Source organism: Actinomadura kijaniata NBRC 14229 (assembly GCF_001552175.1).
Taxonomy (GTDB): Bacteria; Actinomycetota; Actinomycetes; order Streptosporangiales; family Streptosporangiaceae; genus Spirillospora; species Spirillospora kijaniata.
The window spans coordinates 59,802-77,422 of record NZ_BCQR01000036.1; the positions used below are offsets into that span (position 1 = coordinate 59,802).

14 protein-coding genes and 1 tRNA gene are annotated in these 17,621 nt (G+C 73.9%); 12 read left to right on the plus strand and 3 right to left on the minus strand.

The genetic code is table 11. From position 1 onward, the window contains the following. Positions 1 to 145 precede the first annotated feature (145 nt). The 9 genes from AKI01S_RS13415 to AKI01S_RS13455 all read left to right on the plus strand — a co-directional run bounded on the left by AKI01S_RS13415 (position 146) and on the right by AKI01S_RS13455 (position 10,409). Positions 146 to 1,981 carry a methylmalonyl-CoA mutase subunit beta gene (locus AKI01S_RS13415; protein WP_067815956.1) on the plus strand — a complete coding sequence of 612 codons (1,836 nt, stop codon included), beginning with the start codon at positions 146 to 148 and terminating at the stop codon, positions 1,979 to 1,981. Continuing rightward, complete coding sequence (gene scpA / locus AKI01S_RS13420; RefSeq protein WP_067815959.1) at positions 1,981 to 4,182, plus strand: methylmalonyl-CoA mutase; 2,202 nt, start codon at positions 1,981 to 1,983, stop codon at positions 4,180 to 4,182. Before AKI01S_RS13415 ends, scpA begins: the two co-directional genes overlap by 1 nt. After that, positions 4,179 to 5,159 carry a methylmalonyl Co-A mutase-associated GTPase MeaB gene (gene meaB, locus AKI01S_RS13425; RefSeq protein ID WP_067815962.1) on the plus strand — a complete coding sequence of 327 codons (981 nt, stop codon included), beginning with the start codon at positions 4,179 to 4,181 and terminating at the stop codon, positions 5,157 to 5,159. The genes scpA and meaB overlap by 4 nt, the downstream gene beginning before the upstream one ends. Before the next feature lie 76 nt (positions 5,160 to 5,235). Continuing rightward, positions 5,236 to 6,213, plus strand: coding sequence for a GNAT family N-acetyltransferase (locus AKI01S_RS13430; RefSeq protein ID WP_083999495.1), 978 nt, complete (start codon positions 5,236 to 5,238; stop codon positions 6,211 to 6,213). Between the two features lie 954 nt (positions 6,214 to 7,167). Next, positions 7,168 to 7,680 (plus strand): hypothetical protein, encoded by a 513-nt coding sequence (locus tag AKI01S_RS50455; RefSeq protein WP_157419817.1) that lies wholly within the window; start codon positions 7,168 to 7,170, stop codon positions 7,678 to 7,680. A gap of 95 nt (positions 7,681 to 7,775) precedes the next feature. Next, a tRNA-Asn gene (locus AKI01S_RS13440) sits at positions 7,776 to 7,846 on the plus strand. A gap of 27 nt (positions 7,847 to 7,873) precedes the next feature. Further along, positions 7,874 to 8,317, plus strand: a complete 444-nt coding sequence (locus AKI01S_RS13445; protein ID WP_067815967.1) for an HNH endonuclease — start codon at positions 7,874 to 7,876, stop codon at positions 8,315 to 8,317. 185 nt (positions 8,318 to 8,502) lie between these two features. Next, on the plus strand, positions 8,503 to 9,525 hold the full coding sequence (locus AKI01S_RS13450) for a VldE C-terminal domain-containing protein (RefSeq protein ID WP_245681603.1): 1,023 nt from the start codon (positions 8,503 to 8,505) through the stop codon (positions 9,523 to 9,525). 41 nt (positions 9,526 to 9,566) lie between these two features. Further along, positions 9,567 to 10,409, plus strand: coding sequence for an endonuclease/exonuclease/phosphatase family protein (locus AKI01S_RS13455; protein WP_067815970.1), 843 nt, complete (start codon positions 9,567 to 9,569; stop codon positions 10,407 to 10,409). 55 nt (positions 10,410 to 10,464) lie between these two features. Here the strand turns inward: AKI01S_RS13455 and AKI01S_RS13460 are convergent, their stop codons facing one another. Further along, positions 10,465 to 11,526, minus strand: coding sequence for a Gfo/Idh/MocA family oxidoreductase (locus AKI01S_RS13460; protein ID WP_083999501.1), 1,062 nt, complete (start codon positions 11,524 to 11,526; stop codon positions 10,465 to 10,467). Positions 11,527 to 11,661: 135 nt separating this feature from the next. On the opposite strand from AKI01S_RS13460, the gene AKI01S_RS13465 reads away from it, so the two are divergent. Both AKI01S_RS13465 and AKI01S_RS13470 read left to right on the plus strand, forming a co-directional pair. Then, positions 11,662 to 13,311 carry an NAD(P)/FAD-dependent oxidoreductase gene (locus AKI01S_RS13465; RefSeq protein ID WP_067815976.1) on the plus strand — a complete coding sequence of 550 codons (1,650 nt, stop codon included), beginning with the start codon at positions 11,662 to 11,664 and terminating at the stop codon, positions 13,309 to 13,311. Further along, positions 13,308 to 14,735 carry an ATP-binding protein gene (locus tag AKI01S_RS13470; RefSeq protein ID WP_067815979.1) on the plus strand — a complete coding sequence of 476 codons (1,428 nt, stop codon included), beginning with the start codon at positions 13,308 to 13,310 and terminating at the stop codon, positions 14,733 to 14,735. The genes AKI01S_RS13465 and AKI01S_RS13470 overlap by 4 nt, the downstream gene beginning before the upstream one ends. Position 14,736: 1 nt before the next feature. On the opposite strand, the gene AKI01S_RS13475 is transcribed toward AKI01S_RS13470, so the two are convergent. Continuing rightward, positions 14,737 to 15,684, minus strand: coding sequence for an RlpA-like double-psi beta-barrel domain-containing protein (locus tag AKI01S_RS13475; RefSeq protein ID WP_157419818.1), 948 nt, complete (start codon positions 15,682 to 15,684; stop codon positions 14,737 to 14,739). Positions 15,685 to 15,960: 276 nt separating this feature from the next. Next, a complete protein-coding gene (locus AKI01S_RS13480) occupies positions 15,961 to 16,755 on the minus strand; it encodes a class II aldolase/adducin family protein (RefSeq protein WP_067815985.1) in 795 nt (264 codons plus the stop codon). 154 nt (positions 16,756 to 16,909) lie between these two features. Here AKI01S_RS13480 and AKI01S_RS13485 point away from each other — a divergent pair. Further along, positions 16,910 to 17,621: RsbRD N-terminal domain-containing protein (locus AKI01S_RS13485; protein WP_501162087.1), on the plus strand; the 712-nt coding region annotated here is incomplete at its 3' end.

Genomic DNA, 17,621 nt, shown 5'->3' on the forward strand with positions numbered 1-17,621 from the left:
GGTACGTCGCGGCGGCCCCGTTCGCACGCACCACCACCCCGGGTTCGGCCCGCGTCCGGCCCGCGTCCGGCCCCGGCCTCCCGGAACGACCCGTGGGGGACCCCGGTGGCGGCCCGCGAGTACCCGCTCTCTTACGATCCCTGCCATGACGGTGCCGCCTGAACGACTCGAACTGGCCGCCGCCTTCCCCCCGGCCGAGCGGGACCGGTGGCGGGAGATGGTGAAGGGGGTGCTGCGCAGGACCGGCGCGGCGACCGACGACACCCCCCTGGAGGAGATCGAGGGTCTGCTGACCCGCACGTCCTACGACGGCGTGCCGATCACCGCGCTCTACACCGCCGCCGACACCGCGCCCGGCCGCCCCGGACTGGCCTCGCGGGTGCGCGAGGTGCGCCCGGACGGCGAGGGGCTGGCCGGATGGGACGTGCGGCAGCGGCACGCCCGTCCCGACGCCGCCGCCACCCGCGAGGCGATCCTCGCCGACCTGGAGAACGGCGTCACCTCGGTCTGGCTGACCCTCGGCGACGCGGGCCTGCCCGTGGCCGCCCTCCCCGAGGCCCTGCGCGGCGTCCTGGTCGACCTGGCCCCGGTCGTGCTGGACGCCGGGGAGCACGCGGCCGAGGCCGCCGAGACGTTCCTGGCACTGGTCTCCGAGCAGGGCAAGGACGGCACCGCGCTGGGCAACCTGGGCCTCGACCCGATCGGCCTGACCGCCCGGACCGGCACCGCCGCCCCGCCGGCGCCCGCCGCCGAACTGGCCGCCCGGGTCGCCCGTGAGTTCCCCGGGCTGCGCGCCCTCACCGTGGACGCCACGCCGTACCACGACGCGGGCGGCGGCGACGCCGACGAACTCGGCGCGGCCGTCGCCACCGGCGTCGCCTACCTGCGGGCCCTCACCGACGCCGGGCTGGAGGTGGACGAGGCGTTCGGGCAGATCGAGTTCCGGCTCGCCGTCAACGCCGACCAGTTCCTGTCGATCGCCAAGCTGCGCGCCGCCCGCCGCCTGTGGGCCCGCGTCGCCGAGGTGAGCGGCGCGGCCGAGGACACCGTCGCGCGGATCCACGCCGTGACCTCGTCGGCGATGATGACCCGCCGCGACCCGTGGGTGAACATGCTGCGCACCACCGTCGCCTGCTTCGCCGCCGGCGTCGGCGGCGCGGACGCCGTCACCGTGCAGCCGTTCGACGTCCGGCTGGGCCTGCCCGACGACTTCTCCCGCCGCATCGCCCGCAACACCCAGACCCTCCTGCTGGAGGAGTCGAGCCTGGCCCGCGTCGTCGACCCGGCGGGCGGCTCCTGGTACGTCGAGCGGATCACCGAGGACCTCGCCGGGGCCGCCTGGGAGTGGTTCACCGAGATCGAGAAGGCGGGCGGCGCCGCCGCCGCGCTGGCGTCCGGCAAGATCGCCGGGCGGGTCGCCGCGACCTGGGAGCGCCGCCGCCGCGACATCGCGCGCCGCAGGGCCCCGCTCACCGGCGTCAGCGAGTTCCCCAACCTGGCCGAGAAGCTGCCCGAACGCGACCCCGCCCCGGAGCGCCCCGCCCCCGGCGGGACCGGCGGAGGCCTGCCGGTGATCACCTACGCGCGGGACTTCGAGGCGCTGCGCGACCGCAGCGACGCCCACCTCGCGGCCACCGGGGCCCGCCCGAGGGTGTACCTGGCCACGCTCGGGCCCGTCGCGGTGCACACCGCGCGCGCCTCGTTCGCCGCCAACCTGTTCCAGGCCGGCGGCATCGAGACCGTCTCCGGCCCGCCGGAGGACTTCGCCGCGTCCGGCGCCACCGTCGCCTGCCTGGCCTCCAGCGACAGGCTGTACGGCGAGCGGGCCGCCGAGGCCGCCCGCGCGCTGAAGGAAGCCGGAGCCATGAAGGTGTGGCTGGCGGGTAAGGGCGACTACGAGGGCGTGGACGACCGCGTCTTCGCGGGCTGCGACGCGGTCGCCGTGCTGGAGACCACCCTCAGCGATCTGGGAGTGAACTGATGATCCCCGACTTCTCCGAGATCGGGCTCGGCCCGGCGACGCCCGCCGACGAGGCCGCCGCGCGGTGGCGGGCGGCCGCCGAGGCCGCCGGGCACGACGTGGCCGCCCAGACCTGGGACACCCCCGAGGGCATCGGCGTGCCGCCGCTCTACACCGCCGCCGACCTGGGCGACGTCGACTTCCTCGACACGCTGCCCGGCATCGCCCCCTACCTGCGCGGCCCCTACCCGGCGATGTACGCCACCCAGCCGTGGACGATCCGCCAGTACGCCGGTTTCTCCACCGCCGAGGAGTCCAACGCGTTCTACCGGCGCAACCTGGCCGCCGGGCAGAAGGGCCTGTCGGTCGCCTTCGACCTGGCCACCCACCGCGGCTACGACTCCGACCACCCGCGCGTGGCCGGCGACGTCGGCATGGCGGGCGTGGCGATCGACTCCATCTACGACATGCGGCAGCTGTTCGACGGGATCCCCCTCGACGAGATGTCGGTGTCGATGACCATGAACGGCGCGGTGCTGCCCGTCCTGGCGCTCTACATCGCCGCCGCCGAGGAGCAGGGGGTGGCGCCCGAGCAGCTCGCGGGCACCATCCAGAACGACATCCTCAAGGAGTTCATGGTCCGCAACACCTACATCTACCCGCCGGGGCCGTCGATGCGGATCATCTCCGACATCTTCGCGTTCACCTCGCAGCGGATGCCGAAGTACAACTCCATCTCGATCTCCGGCTACCACATCCAGGAGGCCGGGGCCACCGCCGACCTGGAGCTGGCCTACACCCTCGCCGACGGGGTGGAGTACATCCGGGCCGGGCGCGAGGCGGGGCTGGACATCGACGCGTTCGCGCCGCGGCTGTCGTTCTTCTGGGCGATCGGCATGAACTTCTTCATGGAGGTCGCCAAGCTGCGCGCCGCCCGCCTGCTGTGGGCGAAGCTCGTCGGGGGGTTCGGCCCGCGCAACCCCAAGTCGCTGAGCCTGCGCACCCACTCGCAGACCTCCGGCTGGTCGCTGACCGCGCAGGACGTGTTCAACAACGTCGCCCGCACCTGCGTCGAGGCGATGGCCGCCACCCAGGGCCACACCCAGTCGCTGCACACCAACGCCCTGGACGAGGCGCTGGCGCTGCCGACCGACTTCTCGGCCCGCATCGCCCGCAACACCCAGCTGCTGCTCCAGCAGGAGTCGGGCACCACCCGCACCATCGACCCGTGGGGCGGCAGCCACTACGTCGAACGCCTCACCTACGACCTGGCCCGCCGCGCCTGGGGGCACATCACCGAGGTCGAGCGGGCGGGCGGCATGGCCCGGGCCATCGACGAGGGCCTGCCCAAGCTCCGCATCGAGGAGGCCGCCGCCCGCACCCAGGCCCGCATCGACTCCGGCCGCCAGCCGGTCATCGGCGTCAACAAGTACCGCCCCGACGCCGACGAGCCGATCGAGGTCCTCAAGGTCGACAACGCCGCGGTCCGCGCCCAGCAGATCGAGAAGCTGCGGCGGCTGCGCGCCGAACGCGACGAGGCCGGGACGCAGGCCGCCCTCGCCGCGCTCACCAAGGCCGCCGAGAACGGCACCCGCGGCCCCGGCCTCGACCAGAACCTGCTGGCGCTGTCCATCGACGCCGCCCGCGCCAAGGCCACCGTCGGGGAGATCTCCGACGCGCTGGAGAGGGTGTACGGGCGGCACGCCGCGCAGATCCGTACCATCTCCGGCGTGTACCGCGAGGAGGCCGGAAAGGTGACCGCCATCGAGAAGGCCAGGGCCGCGACCGCCGCGTTCGCCGAGGCCGAGGGCCGCCGCCCGCGCATCCTGGTCGCCAAGATGGGCCAGGACGGCCACGACCGGGGCCAGAAGGTGATCGCCACCGGGTTCGCCGACCTCGGCTTCGACGTCGACGTGGGCCCGCTGTTCCAGACGCCCGAGGAGGTCGCGCTCCAGGCCGTCGAGGCCGACGTGCACGTCGTCGGCGTCAACTCGCTGGCCGCCGGGCACCTGACCCTCGTCCCGGCGCTGCGCGAGGAGCTGGCCAAGCTGGGCCGCGACGACATCATGATCGTCGTGGGCGGGGTGATCCCGCCGCAGGACTTCGACGAGCTGCGCGCGGCGGGCGCGGCCGCGATCTTCCCGCCCGGCACCGTCCTCGCCGAGGCCGCCCTCGGGCTGCTGGAGGACCTGTCCGGCCGGCTGGGGCACCGCGCCGCATGAGCGGACCCGCACTCCAGGACTACGTCAAGGGCGTGCAGGAGGGCTCCCGGGCGTGGATCGCACGCGCGATCACGCTCGTGGAGTCCTCCCGGGCCGACCACCGCGAACTGGCCCAGCGCCTGCTGGTGGAGCTGACCCCGCACACCGGGGACGCCCGCCGCGTCGGCATCACCGGCGTGCCGGGGGTCGGCAAGTCCACGTTCATCGACGCGCTCGGCGGCAACCTCACCGCCGCCGGGCACAAGGTGGCGGTGCTGGCCGTCGACCCCTCCTCCACCCGCACCGGCGGCAGCATCCTGGGCGACAAGACCCGGATGGGGCGGCTGGCGGTCGACCCCAACGCGTTCATCCGGCCCTCGCCCACGGCGGGCACCCTCGGCGGCGTCGCCAAGGCCACCCGCGAGGCGATGGTCGTGATGGAGGCCGCCGGGTACGACGTGGTGCTGGTCGAGACCGTCGGGGTCGGGCAGTCGGAGACGGCGGTCGCCGAGATGGTGGACTCGTTCCTGTTCCTCACCCTGGCCCGCACCGGTGACCAGCTCCAGGGGATCAAGAAGGGCGTGCTGGAGCTGGCCGACGTCATCGCCGTCAACAAGGCCGACGGCCCCCACGAGATGGAGGCGAGGAAGGCCGCGCGGGAGCTGTCGGGGGCGCTGCGGCTGCTGCGCAGCGACGAGCGCGTCCACGACACCCCCGTCCTGACGTGCAGCGCCAAGGAGAACACCGGGCTGGACGAGGTCTGGCGCACGATCGTCGGGCACCAGGACCGGCTGCGCGCCTCCGGCGAGCTGGCCGAGCGCCGCCGCCGCCAGCAGGTCGGCTGGACCTGGCAGATGGTCCGCGACCGGCTGCTGTCCGAGCTGCACGCCCACCCGGCCGTCCGCGCGCTCGCGCCGGAGCTGGAGGCGCAGGTCGCCGCGGGGACGCTGACGCCGGCGCTGGCCGCCGACCGTATCCTGGAGGCGTTCACCCGCTGATCACGTATCCGGCTTTCCCGGTAACGGTTGGCGCGGGTCCCGGCCGTGCGGCGGCGAAATCCGGTAGAACAGGCGGATGGACGTCACCGCGCTCGATGACCCGACGGACGCGCAGATCCGGCAGTGGCACGCCGTCCTGACGGCCGTGCACGCCGCCGACCCCGCGGGGGAGCCCGCGCCCGAGCTGGAGCAGACCATGGCCCGGCTGCTGGGCGTCGAACCGGGCGGCCGGCAGCGGCTCTGGACGGCCGTGTCGGACGGCCGGATGATCGCGGTCGCGACGCTGCGGCTGCCCGGCGAGCCCGGCGCGGCCCGGCCCGGTGAGATCGACATCCAGGTGCGGCCCGAGCACCGGCGGCGCGGGATCGGCCGCCGCCTGCTGACCGTGGCCGCCGAGGGGCTGCGCGCCGACGGCCGCTCCAGCGTGATCGCGCAGGTGCTGGAGGGGACGCCCGCCGTGCCGTTCCTGGAGGCGCACGGGTTCCGCTGCGTGCTGACGCTGCGCGGCCTGCTGCTGGACATGGCCGACGTCCCGCCGGAGCGCACGGCCGCGCTGCTGGCGTCCGGCCCCGGCGGCTACGACCTGGTCCGCTGGCGCGGCGTGGTGCCCGACGAGCACGCCGAGGCCCTCGCCCACGCCAAGCACGCCATGGCGGACCTGGCGCAGTACGAGGGCGTGCCCTGGGACGCCCACCGGGTGCGGGAGATGGCCGAGATGGTCGCCAAGCGCGGCGACGAGCTCTACACCGTCGCGGCCGTCCGGGACGGCGTGATCGCCGGGTTCACCGAGGTCGTGGTCCCGGCCGACAGCCCCGTCCGGGCCGCCCAGTACGACACCGCCGTGGTGCCCGAGCACCGGGGCCGCCGCCTGGGCATCCGGGTCAAGGCCGCGATGCTGGACTGGCTGCGCGCCGAGCGCCCCGAGGTCCGCGAGATCGAGACCGACAACGCCGGGGACAACGTCCACATGCTCACCGTCAACAGGGAGCTGGGCTTCCGCCCGCAACGCGAGTCCCGCGAGTACCAGGCCGACGCGACCGACCTGCCGACCTGATCCCGGGGTTTTCCACAGAACGGGGTTCGGCATGGCGGCCGCCACGAGCGGACGACCAGGCTGAACCCCATGACCCCGAACCCGAAACACGAACCCCCGACCTCCGAACGACCACACTCCAAGCACCCGGCCCCTGAACGACCGGACCCCGCGCACCCGGACCTTGACCGTCCGGGCCCCGCATCACTGGACTCCACACGGCCGACCCCCGAACAACCGCGCTCCAAGCAACCCGACCCTGGGCCCGACTCCGCGCGCCCGGGCCTTGAGCGTCCGGGCCGTGCGGTGTCGGACTCCGGGGCGCCCAACCGCGCGAGGTGGAGTACCGAGCCATCAAACCCCCAGCCGCCGAGTCTTGTGTTGCCGGGCCGTATGCCCCTGCCCTCGGCCCCCGTATGGGGGGATCCCGAGCCGCCGATTCCCGAACGGTTGAACCTCGCGCGGCCGAACGTCGAACATCCGAACGCCGAGTGGCCGGGCTCCGTGCAGCCGGATTCCGCGCGGCCGGTGTCTGAACGGTCGGACGCCACCCGCACGGATTCCGGGCCGCCGACTCCCGGGCGCCCGGACACCACATGGTCGGGTGCCGCGCGGCGGGATGCCGTGCATCTGGGCACCGGGCGGCTGGACGGCTCGCGGTCGGGTTTCGTACGCCCGGATTTCGAGTGGTCGGACGCCGAACGGGCGGACGGTGGTGTGCGGTCGGGTGATTCCGCGGGATCGGGCGCGGGGCGGGAGGTGTTGGCCGTTCCGGAGACGGTCATCAGCCGGTTCCTGGTGGTGGCCGGGGGGAGGGGCGGGCTTCCGGATCTTGGTGCTCTTCTCGGTGCGGGGGCGTTGGCCGATACGGCGCGGAGGCTGCTCCGGGCCGGGCGGATCACCGTCAGCGGGCATGACGTACCCACGCCGTGGAGTTCCCGGCTGCCCACGATCGGGTGCCTTCCGGACGACACGGTGGACGCGGTGTTGGACGCGCGGCGGCATGTCCTGGTCTCCGGGGCGGCCGTGCCCGCCGAGCAGCCCCGGCATGCCCAGGCGGTCCGGCTCGTCGCCCGGGTGCTCGCGGCCGAGCTGGAGGGGCGCGTCGTGGATCTGGAGTCCCATCGCCTTCTGCCCCCGGCGGAGGGAGCGGCCGCCGAGCCGGAACGGTTCCGCCTCGACGAGGAGTGGTTCGGTGTGTTCCTGACGGGCGCGGGGCCCGGCAGGGTGCGTGCCGACACCTACGGGCTGCATCGCTTCGGAGCGCCTGAGCTGGTGCTCCGGGACGTCCTGTACGGCGACCTGCCCGCCGCCGTGGATCTGCTGGGCGACACGGCCCGGCGGCTGTACGCCGAGTTCGCCGCGGAGACCGCGCGGGGAGCGCGCACGGTGCCGGTTCCCCAGGGGCTGACCGTGATCGGGGCGGGCTGTCCCGGCTGCGGCACCGCCCTCGTCCTTCCGCGCCGGAACGGGGACGGAGTGCCGTGACCGGCGGAAAAATGCGTTGCCCCGGGCATGCGACGATCGGCACCCTGATGATGCCTTCCGGTAAAAGCCGGAAGGCGGAGGAATTCCCAAGCCATTCCCTCGTGGTTCAACGGAAGAACGCCGCACCGTTAATGCGGATATCCAAGTTCGAGTCTTGGCGGGGGAGCGGACGGAACGGGCAGGGAGGTGTACGGTGCACGTTCTCGTGCTGAACGCGTCGTACGAGCCGTTACAGCGCGTCGATCTGCGGCACGCCATCCGCATGCTGGTGCGCGAGGTGGCGGTCGTGGAGGAGGCCGAGGAGGGCCGCACGATCGGCCGCTACCCGATGCCCCGGGTGCTGCGGCTGGTCCGCTACGTGGCGATGCGCTGGCGGCACGGCAAGCGCCCGCCGTGGAGCAAGCGCGGCGTGCACCTGCGCGACCGGGGGCGCTGCCAGTACTGCGGTGGCCGGGGGCACACCATCGACCATGTCGTCCCGCAGTCGCGCGGCGGGCCCGACACATGGGAGAACACGGTCCTCGCGTGTGGGAAATGCAACAACAGAAAAGGGAACCGTACGCCCGCGGAGGCCGGGCTGAACCTCCGCGAGCCGCCGCGCGTACCGCGGTGGGAGGAACTGATGAACCTGTCGTGAGTCCCGGTGGGGCGCGCGGTGGGGCCGGGTCGCGGCGAACGTGGCCCGGCCCCGCACGTTCGCCAGCGGAGGCGGCTTTGGGTAGCGTTAGCGCTACTCTGTGTGTTTTGGGAAGCCGCCGAGGCTAATTGGCCGATTGTGGTAGCGTGCCGCCAATCTTCCGGATGGTGCTTAAGGAGAGATCAGTGGCGGCCCTCGACCCTTCCGGCTCCGTACGGCGTTTTCCCCGCGCGCGCCCGATCCGGCGGGGCGGCGCGGCGCTGGCGTTGATCCTGGCGGGCACCGCGCTGTTTCCGACCGCGACCGCCGCCGGCGCCCCCGCCGCGCCCAAGAAGGACCCGAAAAAGGAATACGCCGAGCTGAAGAAGCGCGCCGACCGGCTGTCCAAGGAATACCGCGGTGAGCTGATCACCCTGGACCAGGCCAAGAAGGCCGCCGAGCGCGCCGGGACCGACGCCGACCGGCTCACCGCCGACTACGAGCGCTCCCGCGGCGACGTCAGCCGCATGGCGGCCACCAGCTACATGACCGGCAGTATCGACACCATCCCGCTGATCACCGCCGGCGATCCGCGCGCGGCGGTCCGCGACGCCGTCGTCGTGGAGCACCTGGCCCGCAACAACGGCCGGCGCATCGAGAGCCTGCGGGTCCTCGCCGACCAGGCGAAGCGGTCCCAGGAGGACGCGCGGACCAAGCTCGCCGCGGTCCGCAAGGAGATCGAGGACCTGGAGAGCCAGCGCGACCGGGTCCGCAAGCTGCTGAAGAAGTACAAGCCCGAGGCGCCGCCGAAGAAGGGCGGCGGCGGCACCTCCGGCCGCCCCGACGGCGCCAGCGGCACCAAGTCGCCGATCATCGGCAACTCCATGACCCCGCGCATGCGCACCGTCCTGGTGGAGGTGGACGGGAAGTTCGGCCCGTTCCCCGCCGTCGGCTGCGCCCGCCCCGGCGACCCGCAGGACCACGGCTCGGGCCGCGCCTGCGACTTCATGGAGAGCACCGCCGGGCGCATGCCCAGCGCCTCCGCCACCGCGCACGGCAACGCCGTCTCCCAGTACCTGATCAGCAACGCGTCGCGGCTGGGCCTGAAGTACATCATCTGGCGCCAGCGGATCTACGACTTCCGGGGCAGCGGCGGCTGGCGGCAGATGGAGAACCGCGGCAGCGTCACCCAGAACCACTACGACCACGTCCACGTGTCGGTGCTGTAGCGGTCCTTCCGGGTCCCCCGCCCCGGTGCGACGATCGCGGTATGGCCTATGACATCGAGCAGCCCTACGGACCCCTGGTGGAGACGACCCTGCGGGTCGTGACCTGGAACGTATGGGCTCGCTACGGCCCCTGGCGCGACCGCGAACGGGCGATCGTCGCGACCCTCGCGGACGCCGGGCCCGACATCGTCGTGCTCACCGAGGCGTGGGAGCCCCAGGACGACGCCGACGGCCAGGCCGCGCGGCTGGGCGCGGCCCTCGGCCTGCCGCACCAGGTCTTCCGCGGCGACTCCGCCGAGCCCGTCGACGACGCGCGGTCCGGGATCGCGGTGCTGTCGCGCTGGCCGCTGGACCGGGTGGGCGACCAGCGCCTCGGCGACCAGGAGGGCTGGGACCGGGGCCGGGCGGTGCACGCGCGCGTGACCGGCCCGCGCGGGCCGCTGGACGTGTTCGGCGTCGGGCTCGGCTGGAAGCTCGGGCACAGCCGGGAACGCCGGCAGCAGGTCCGCGACCTGGGCGCGTTCGTCCGCAAGACCGCCGACACCGCGACGGTGACGCTGGTGTGCGGCGACTTCAATGCCGCCCCCGACAGCGACGAGATCCGGATGCTCACCGGCCGCGCCGAGGTCACCGCGCCGGGCCTGGTGTTCTACGACGCCTGGGAGACGGCGGGCGACGGCACCCCCGGCTTCACCTGGTGCGACGACAACCCCTGGGCCCGGCCCGTGCTGTGGCCGCCGCGGCGCATCGACTACGTGTTCTCCGCCTGGCCCCGCGCGGGAGGCGCCGGGCACCCGGTGCGGTGCGAGCTGCTGGGCGTCGAGCCCGTCGACGGCGTCGTCCCCTCCGACCACTACGGCGTGCTGGCGGACGTGCGCTACTGAGCCGCGCGCAGCCCGCCGCGCAGCCCGCCGCGCCGCCTGGCGGGGCCCCGCGGCGTCAGTGGCCGGGCGCGTGCGGCGCGACGATCGTCCCCTCGCGTGCCGAGCGCAGCGCGGCCTCGATCACGTCCAGCCCCGCGATGGCGTCGGCCAGCGTCACCGGCGGCGGGGCCTCGCCGCGCAACGTGCGCGCGACGCCCGCGTAGAAGTCCTGGTAGGCCCCCGGTTCGGTCGGCTCGGGACGGGCGTCGTCGACGGTGCCGAGCAGCCCGTGGGTCTCCGGGGGCATCCGCCCCCAGTCCTCCTCGCGCGGGGTGCGGCCCGCGCGCAGCGCGTCCTCCTGGCCGTCCATGCCGTGCACGGTGTAGGCGGCGCGGTCGCCCAGCACCCGGAACCGCGGCCCCAGCTGCGCGGCGGTCGCGCTCATCCACAGATGTGAGCGGACGCCGTTCGGGTGGGCCAGCGCCAGGAACACGTCGTCGGCCGCCACCGCCCCCGGGCGGCGGACCTCGATCTCGGCGTACACCCTCGACGGCCGCCCGAACAGCGCGATCGCCTGGTCGACCAGGTGGGAGCCCAGGTCGAACAGGATGCCCCCGGCGTCGCGCGGGTCGGCGCTCTCCTTCCAGCCCGGTTTGATCGTCGGCCGCCAGCGCTCGAACCGGGACTCGAACCGTTGGATCGCTCCCAGGGCGCCGGTGGCCGCCAGCCGCGCCACGGTGCGGAAGTCGCCGTCCCACCGCCGGTTGTGGAACGGGATCACCGGCAGCCCGCGCACCGCGCTGAGCGCCGCCAGGGAACGGGCGTCGGCCGCCGTCGCCGCCACCGGCTTGTCCACCACGACCGGGAGCCCGGAGGTGAGCGCCGTCCGGGCCAGCGGGACGTGCTGGCGGTTCGGCGCGGTCACCACGACCAGGTCGTACTCGCCGGTGGACCCCCACAGCCGGTCGGGGCTGTCGAGGACCTTGGCGTCCGGGTGGCGCTTCCGCACGGCCGCCTGCCGTTCGGGGTTGCCGGTCACCACGGCGGCCAGCCGCAGTTCCGGCACCGAGGAGATCAGTGGTGCGTGGAACACCGCGCCCCCCGTGCCGTATCCGATGAGTGCCACGCGCAGAGTCATGCATCGATCATGGCTGATGGACATTTGGGACACTGATGGGAGGGGTACGGGTCGCGTGGCACGGCCCCGGGGGTATTTGAAGATCATCGGGCGTGCGTGTCGTAGTCGCGGGCGCCCGGAAGCGAGAGGCGAGCCGTGTCCAAAGCCGTGATCCTGACCGTCGACGACGACCCGGGGGTGTCCCGCGCCGTGGCGCGTGACCTGCGCCGCCGGTACGCCGAGCGGTACCGCGTGGTGCGGGCCGAGTCCGGGCCGCAGGCCCTGGACGCGCTGCGGGAGCTGAAGCTGCGCGGCGACGACACCGCGCTGCTGGTCGCCGACCACCGCATGCCCGAGATGAACGGCGTGGAGTTCCTCGAACACGCCATGGACCTGTACCCGTTCGCGCGGCGGGTCCTGCTGACCGCCTACGCCGACACCGACGCCGCGATCCGCGCGATCAACGTGGTGGACCTGGACCACTACCTGCTCAAGCCGTGGAACCCGCCGGAGGAGAAGTTCTATCCGGTGATCGACGCCCAGCTGGAGGGCTGGGAGCGCACCGACCGCCGCGCGCCGACCGAGCTGCGGGTGGTCGGGCACCGCTGGTCGGCCCGGTCCTACGAGGTCCGCGACTTCCTGGCCCGCAACCAGGTGCCCTACACCTGGCTGCTGGACACCGCGCCCGAGGCCGCCGAGCTGCTGAAGGCCGCCGGTGACCCCGAGCTGCCGCTGGTGGTGACCTCCGACGGCACCGCCCTGTCGGCCCCCACCGACGCCGAGCTGGCCGCCGCGGTCGGGCTGAGCACCGCGCCGGGCGCCCGGTTCTACGACCTGGTCGTGGTCGGCGGCGGCCCCGCCGGGCTGGGCGCGGCGGTGTACGGCGGCTCGGAGGGCCTGCGCACCGTGCTGATCGAGCGGCACGCCTCCGGCGGCCAGGCCGGGCAGAGCTCGCGGATCGAGAACTACCTGGGCTTCCCCGACGGCGTCAGCGGCGCGCAGCTGGCCGACCGGGCGCGCCGCCAGGCCGAGAAGTTCGGCGTCGAGCTGATCACCACCGGCGAGGTCACCGGGCTGGAGGCGCGCGGCCGGGCCCGGGTGATCACCACCGCCGACGGCGGCGAGATCGCCGCGCACGCGGTGATCCTGGCGACCGGCGTGACCTACCGGAAGCTGGAGGCGCCCGGCCTGGAGGAGCTGACCGGCGCGGGCGTCTTCTACGGCGCGGCGATGTCGGAGGTCCCCGAGTGCCGGGACTCGGAGGTCTACGTCGTCGGCGGCGCCAACTCGGCGGGCCAGGCGGCGGTCAACCTCGCCCGGTTCGCGCGGCGGGTCCACATCCTCGTCCGGGCCGACGGCCTGGAGAGGTCGATGTCGCACTACCTGATCGAGCAGATCGCCGCGATCCCCAACATCGAGGTCCACACCGGCACCGTCGTGGTCGCCGGGGAGGGCGAGGGGCACCTGGAGCGCCTCACCCTCCGCGACGCCGACGGCGAACGCACCGTGGACGCGCAGTGGATGTTCGTGTTCATCGGCGCCCGGCCGCACACCGAGTGGCTGGACGGCGTCGTGGAACGTGACGAACGCGGCTACGTGCTCACCGGCCCCGACCTCACCGAGCGCGGGCTGCTGCCCGCGAACTGGACGACGCCCGCGCGTCCGCCCCACTTCCTGGAGACCAGCCTGCCCGGCGTGTTCGCGGCGGGCGACGTCCGCGCGGAGTCGATCAAACGGGTCGCCTCGGCGGTCGGCGACGGCGCGATGGCCGTCGCGCTGGTCCACCGCTACCTGGAGCAGGCATGACGACGATCACCACCGGGGAACTGCGCGAGCTGTTCCTGTTCGAGTCGCTGTCGCAGGGGCAGCTGGACTGGCTCGCCGAGCACGGCGTCGTGCAGGACCATCCCGAGGGCGCGGAGGTCTGCACGCAGGGCGAGCCCGCCGAGTTCTTCTTCGTGCTGCTGGACGGCGAGATCTGCCTTCTCCAGGCGGTGTCGGGCCACACTCTGGAGGTGACCCGCTCCGACCGGCCCGGCGTGTACGGCGGCGCGGTCCAGGCGTACATCGCCGAGCTGGACAAGTACGCGCACACGATCCGGGCGGTGCGGCCGTCGCGGCTGCTGGCGCTGCCCGCCCGCCCGTTCGGCAACGCGGTGCGCGAGTGGTTCCCGATGGCCACGCACCTGCTGGAGGGCCTGTTCGTGGGCTCGACGAACGCCCGCCGGGTGGTGGACCAGCGCGAACGCCTCACCGCCCTCGGCACGATCACCGCCGGGCTCACCCACGAGCTCAACAACCCCGCCGCGGCCGCCTCCCGCGCCGCCGACGAGCTCGGCGGCCATCTCGTCGAGGCCCGCCGCAGGCTGTCGCGGCTCGCCTCCGACGGCGTCGACTGCGACCGGCTGAAGGACCTGGTGGAGCTGCAGGAGCGGTTCGTGGACCGCGCCCGCGCGGGCGGCGGCGCCGAACGCTCCCCGCTGCGGGTCAGCGAGGCCGAGGACGAGCTGGGCGACTGGCTGGAGGAGCACGGCGTCGAGGACGCCTGGGACCTGGCCCCCGCGATGGTCGCCGCCGGGTTCGGCCCGGACGACGCCCAGGCGGTGGTGGACGTGGTGGGGGAGGAGACGGCCGCGCCGGCGATGCGATGGCTGGCGGAGGTCCTGGAGATCACCCAGCTCCAGGGGGAGATCTCCGAGGCGACCGGCCGGATCACCGCGCTGCTGGACTCGGCCCGCCAGTACTCCCAGCTGGACCGGGCCCCGCACCAGCGCGCCGACCTGCGGCGGTTGCTGGACTCCACGCTCACCATGCTGAAACGCAAGGTCCCCGAGGGGGTGCGGGTGGTCACCGACTACGACCCGGACCTGCCGGAGGTCCCGGTCTACGCCGCCGAGCTGAACCAGGTGTGGACCAACCTGGTGGTGAACGCGCTGGAGGCGATGGGCGGCACGGGCACCCTCACCGTGCGGGCCTTCCGCGACCGCGACCAGGCCGTGGTGGAGGTCGCCGACACCGGGCCGGGGATCCCCGAGGAGAACCTGCCACGGATCTTCACGCCGTTCTTCACCACCAAGCCGGTCGGCCAGGGCACCGGCCTGGGCCTGGACATCTCCTGGCGGATCGTGGTGAACCGGCACGGCGGCGACCTGAGCGTGGAGTCGCGGCCGGGCGACACCCGCTTCCGGGTGGCGCTGCCGCTCACCGAGGCCCCGGAACGGGAGGGGTAGGTCACCCGCGGCCGAACGCCAGCCCGTGGCCCGGCCCCGACAGCCGGTACACGTCGCCCCGGCCCCACCCGAGCACCTGGAAGCGGACCTTGACGGCGTGGACGCGGCTGCCGGTCAGGTGGGCCATCATCTTCTCCGACAGGTCGATGATGGCCGGGACCTCGTGCTGCGCGATCGCCCAGTCGGCGGGCCCGAAGTCCTCCACCACGCCGACCACGGACCGGCCGCCGTGGCTGACCCGCACGCGCGTGCCCAGCGGCCAGTACGGGCTGGCGATCGTGTCGTAGGACATCCGCGCCCCGCGCGCGGTGGCCGGGTCCCAGAACGAGGTCGCGGTCGCGACGCCGCGCGGCAGGCCGTTGTCGGGGTGGTCGGGCAGCCGGAGCCCCGAGTACGCGCCGGACCGGCCGCGCGGCGTCGCGCCGAACGCGGCCAGGGGGCTCAGCGCGTCGGCGACCGGGGCGTGCCGCGCCGCCCCGGCTTGCCGCACCGCCCCGTTCTGCCACGCCGCCCCGGCTTGCGGGGCCCGCGACGCCGGCGGCGGTGCCTGCAACGCGAACGCCGCCGCCGCGCACCCGGCCAGGACGCTTCCGGTGATCGGCGCGACCAGCAGCGTGACCGTGCTCCGGCGCCCCGGACGGTCGGGCCCGGACGCCGGGGCCACCGGGGGCGGCGCGTCGAACTCCTCCAGCAGCCGCCGCAGATGCTCCTGCACGGAGCGTTCGGGCAGCTCCAGCAGCTCGGCCAGGCGCGCGGTGTACCAACCCCGCACGATCAGCCCGAGCACGTGACGCTCCCGGGCGGTCAGCTCGGCCTGGTTGTGGCGCAGGACGCGGGTGTCGCGCCGTCCGGCCGCCGTGTCGGTGGGCGGCTCCGGCGGGTCGTCGGCCCGCACCACCAGTCGTGTGAGCCTGACCAGCTGGTCGGCGGCCTCCCGCGCCGTGTTCACCGCGTCCTCCACCATCTCCGTCCCACAACGGATCGAACACCGAGAGTAATGATCCGATAGCGGGTTGGAGTCTAGGGTGTGGAGCGCGTCAATGAAAGGTCAGTGAAAGGTAAAGCCTGCCGTGACTGTCGCGGCCCGGTGAGACGGATGAGGCGAAAGCGCTCGATACGCCTGGAGTTCCGGCAGGTTTCGGCCGGGGCCTCAGAGGCGAACGGTTCGACCGGTGTGACCCGCGCGGCCGACGGGCGGGGAGGCGGCGGCCGCGCGGATCGCGGGTCACTCGAACATGTCGGGCTGCTCGCGGGTGATCTGGTCGAACAGGGGCTGGTAGTTGATCCAGCCGACCAGGTCGTTGCCGATCTGCTGGTGGGTCAGCACCGCGTTCTCGTGCTCGATCGGCACGACCTGCCCGGCGGCCTTGGCCAGTAGCTGCACCTGGCAGGAGCGCTCCATGGTGATGAACCACCAGGCGGCGGCGTCCACGGTGTCGCCGACGGTCAGCAGCCCGTGGTTGCGCAGGATGACGGCCTTGTGGTCGCCGAGGGCGGCGGCGATGCGCTTGCCCTCCTCCAGGTCGGTGACGACACCGGTGTAGTCGTCGAACAGGCCGTGGTCCTGGTAGAACGCGCACACGTCCTGGGTGATCGGCTCCAGCTTCTGGCCGAGCGCCGACAGGGCGCGGCCGTGGACCGAGTGGCTGTGCGCGGCGGCGACCACGTCGGGGCGGGCCTGGTGGACCTGGGAGTGGATCGCGAACGCGGCCTCGTTGACGGGGTAGCGGCCCTCGACGACCTTGCCCTCGTGGTCGACCAGGATCAGGTCGCTCATCCGCACGTGCTTGAACGACATGCCGAACGGGTTCACCCAGAAGTGGTCGGGGTGCTCGGGGTCGCGCGCGGTGATATGGCCGGCGACGCCCTCCTCGAAGCCGAACCTGCCGAAGATCCGCAGCGCGGCGGTGAGGCGCTCCTTGCGGTGCCGCCGCTCGTCGGCGACGTTGTCGAACGTGGGCGGCAGCCGGAAGATCAGGTCGGTGGGCAGCTTCTCGAGGAACTTCTCGTCGTCGGGCATGGGTTCTCCTCGCTGATTGTCTGCCGTCACCAAAGCGCACCGGCGGGCCGATCGCCTAGAGTCGGGAGACCCAACGGTCCCGAGACCGGTTGTCGGTCCGGGACAACCACCGGGACGACCACCGGGGCGGGACGACCGGACGAGGGGGCGCGGGATGGACCGGGGGCCGTTCCTGGACCTGGTGGCGGAGCTGTCCGGCGACCCGGCGTTGCTGGAGGCGACCGTCGCCGCCGCGCGCGGGAGCTCGCCGGTGGTCGCCGAGCTGCCGGAGGAGGAGACCCGGCGGCACACCCGGGCGCTGACCGACGGGGTCCTGGCGGCCCTGCGGCACGACGGCGAGCCCGGCCCCGGCGCGCTGGCGGCGGCCGAGGCGCTGGGCTCCGACCGGGCCCGGCAGGGCGTCCCGGTCGCCGACTTCCTCGACGGGTTCCAGGCGGGCCGCACCTTCCTGGTCCACGCGCTCATCGCCGCCGGACGCGACCGCGGCGTCCCCGCCGACGCGCTGCTGGAGGGCGTCACCCGGATCGACGCCGTCACCACCGTGCTGATCCAGCGGATGGTCCACGCCCACCGCGTCGCCGAGCTGGAGCTGGCCCGCACCGCCCGCGAGAGCCACCAGCAGATGCTGCGCCAGCTCCTGCACGGCGAGCCGGTCCCGGTGACCGAGCCCCTGGACCCCGACGCCGCCTACCACTGCGTGGTCTCCGGCGTCGCCGACCCGGCGGGCGCCGCCGAGCTGGAGGGCGTCCTGACCGCCCAGGGGCACGGCCTGGCGGGGCTGGTGGACGGGCGGCTGGCCGCGCTGGTCACCCGGCTGCCCGAGTCGCGGCCGCACGGCCCGCTGCTGGTCGCCGCGCCCCCGGCGC

Bases quoted from the DNA above. Each gene is read 5' to 3' on its own strand.
- AKI01S_RS13480 (WP_067815985.1), bottom strand. From the start codon at position 16,755: ATGCCCGACGACGAGAAGTTCCTCGAGAAGCTGCCCACCGACCTGATC.
- AKI01S_RS13460 (WP_083999501.1), bottom strand. From the start codon at position 11,526: ATGACTCTGCGCGTGGCACTCATCGGATACGGCACGGGGGGCGCGGTG.
- AKI01S_RS13415 (WP_067815956.1), top strand. From the start codon at position 146: ATGACGGTGCCGCCTGAACGACTCGAACTGGCCGCCGCCTTCCCCCCG.
- AKI01S_RS13455 (WP_067815970.1), top strand. From the start codon at position 9,567: ATGGCCTATGACATCGAGCAGCCCTACGGACCCCTGGTGGAGACGACC.
- meaB (WP_067815962.1), top strand. From the start codon at position 4,179: ATGAGCGGACCCGCACTCCAGGACTACGTCAAGGGCGTGCAGGAGGGC.
- AKI01S_RS13430 (WP_083999495.1), top strand. From the start codon at position 5,236: ATGGACGTCACCGCGCTCGATGACCCGACGGACGCGCAGATCCGGCAG.
- scpA (WP_067815959.1), top strand. From the start codon at position 1,981: ATGATCCCCGACTTCTCCGAGATCGGGCTCGGCCCGGCGACGCCCGCC.
- AKI01S_RS13470 (WP_067815979.1), top strand. From the start codon at position 13,308: ATGACGACGATCACCACCGGGGAACTGCGCGAGCTGTTCCTGTTCGAG.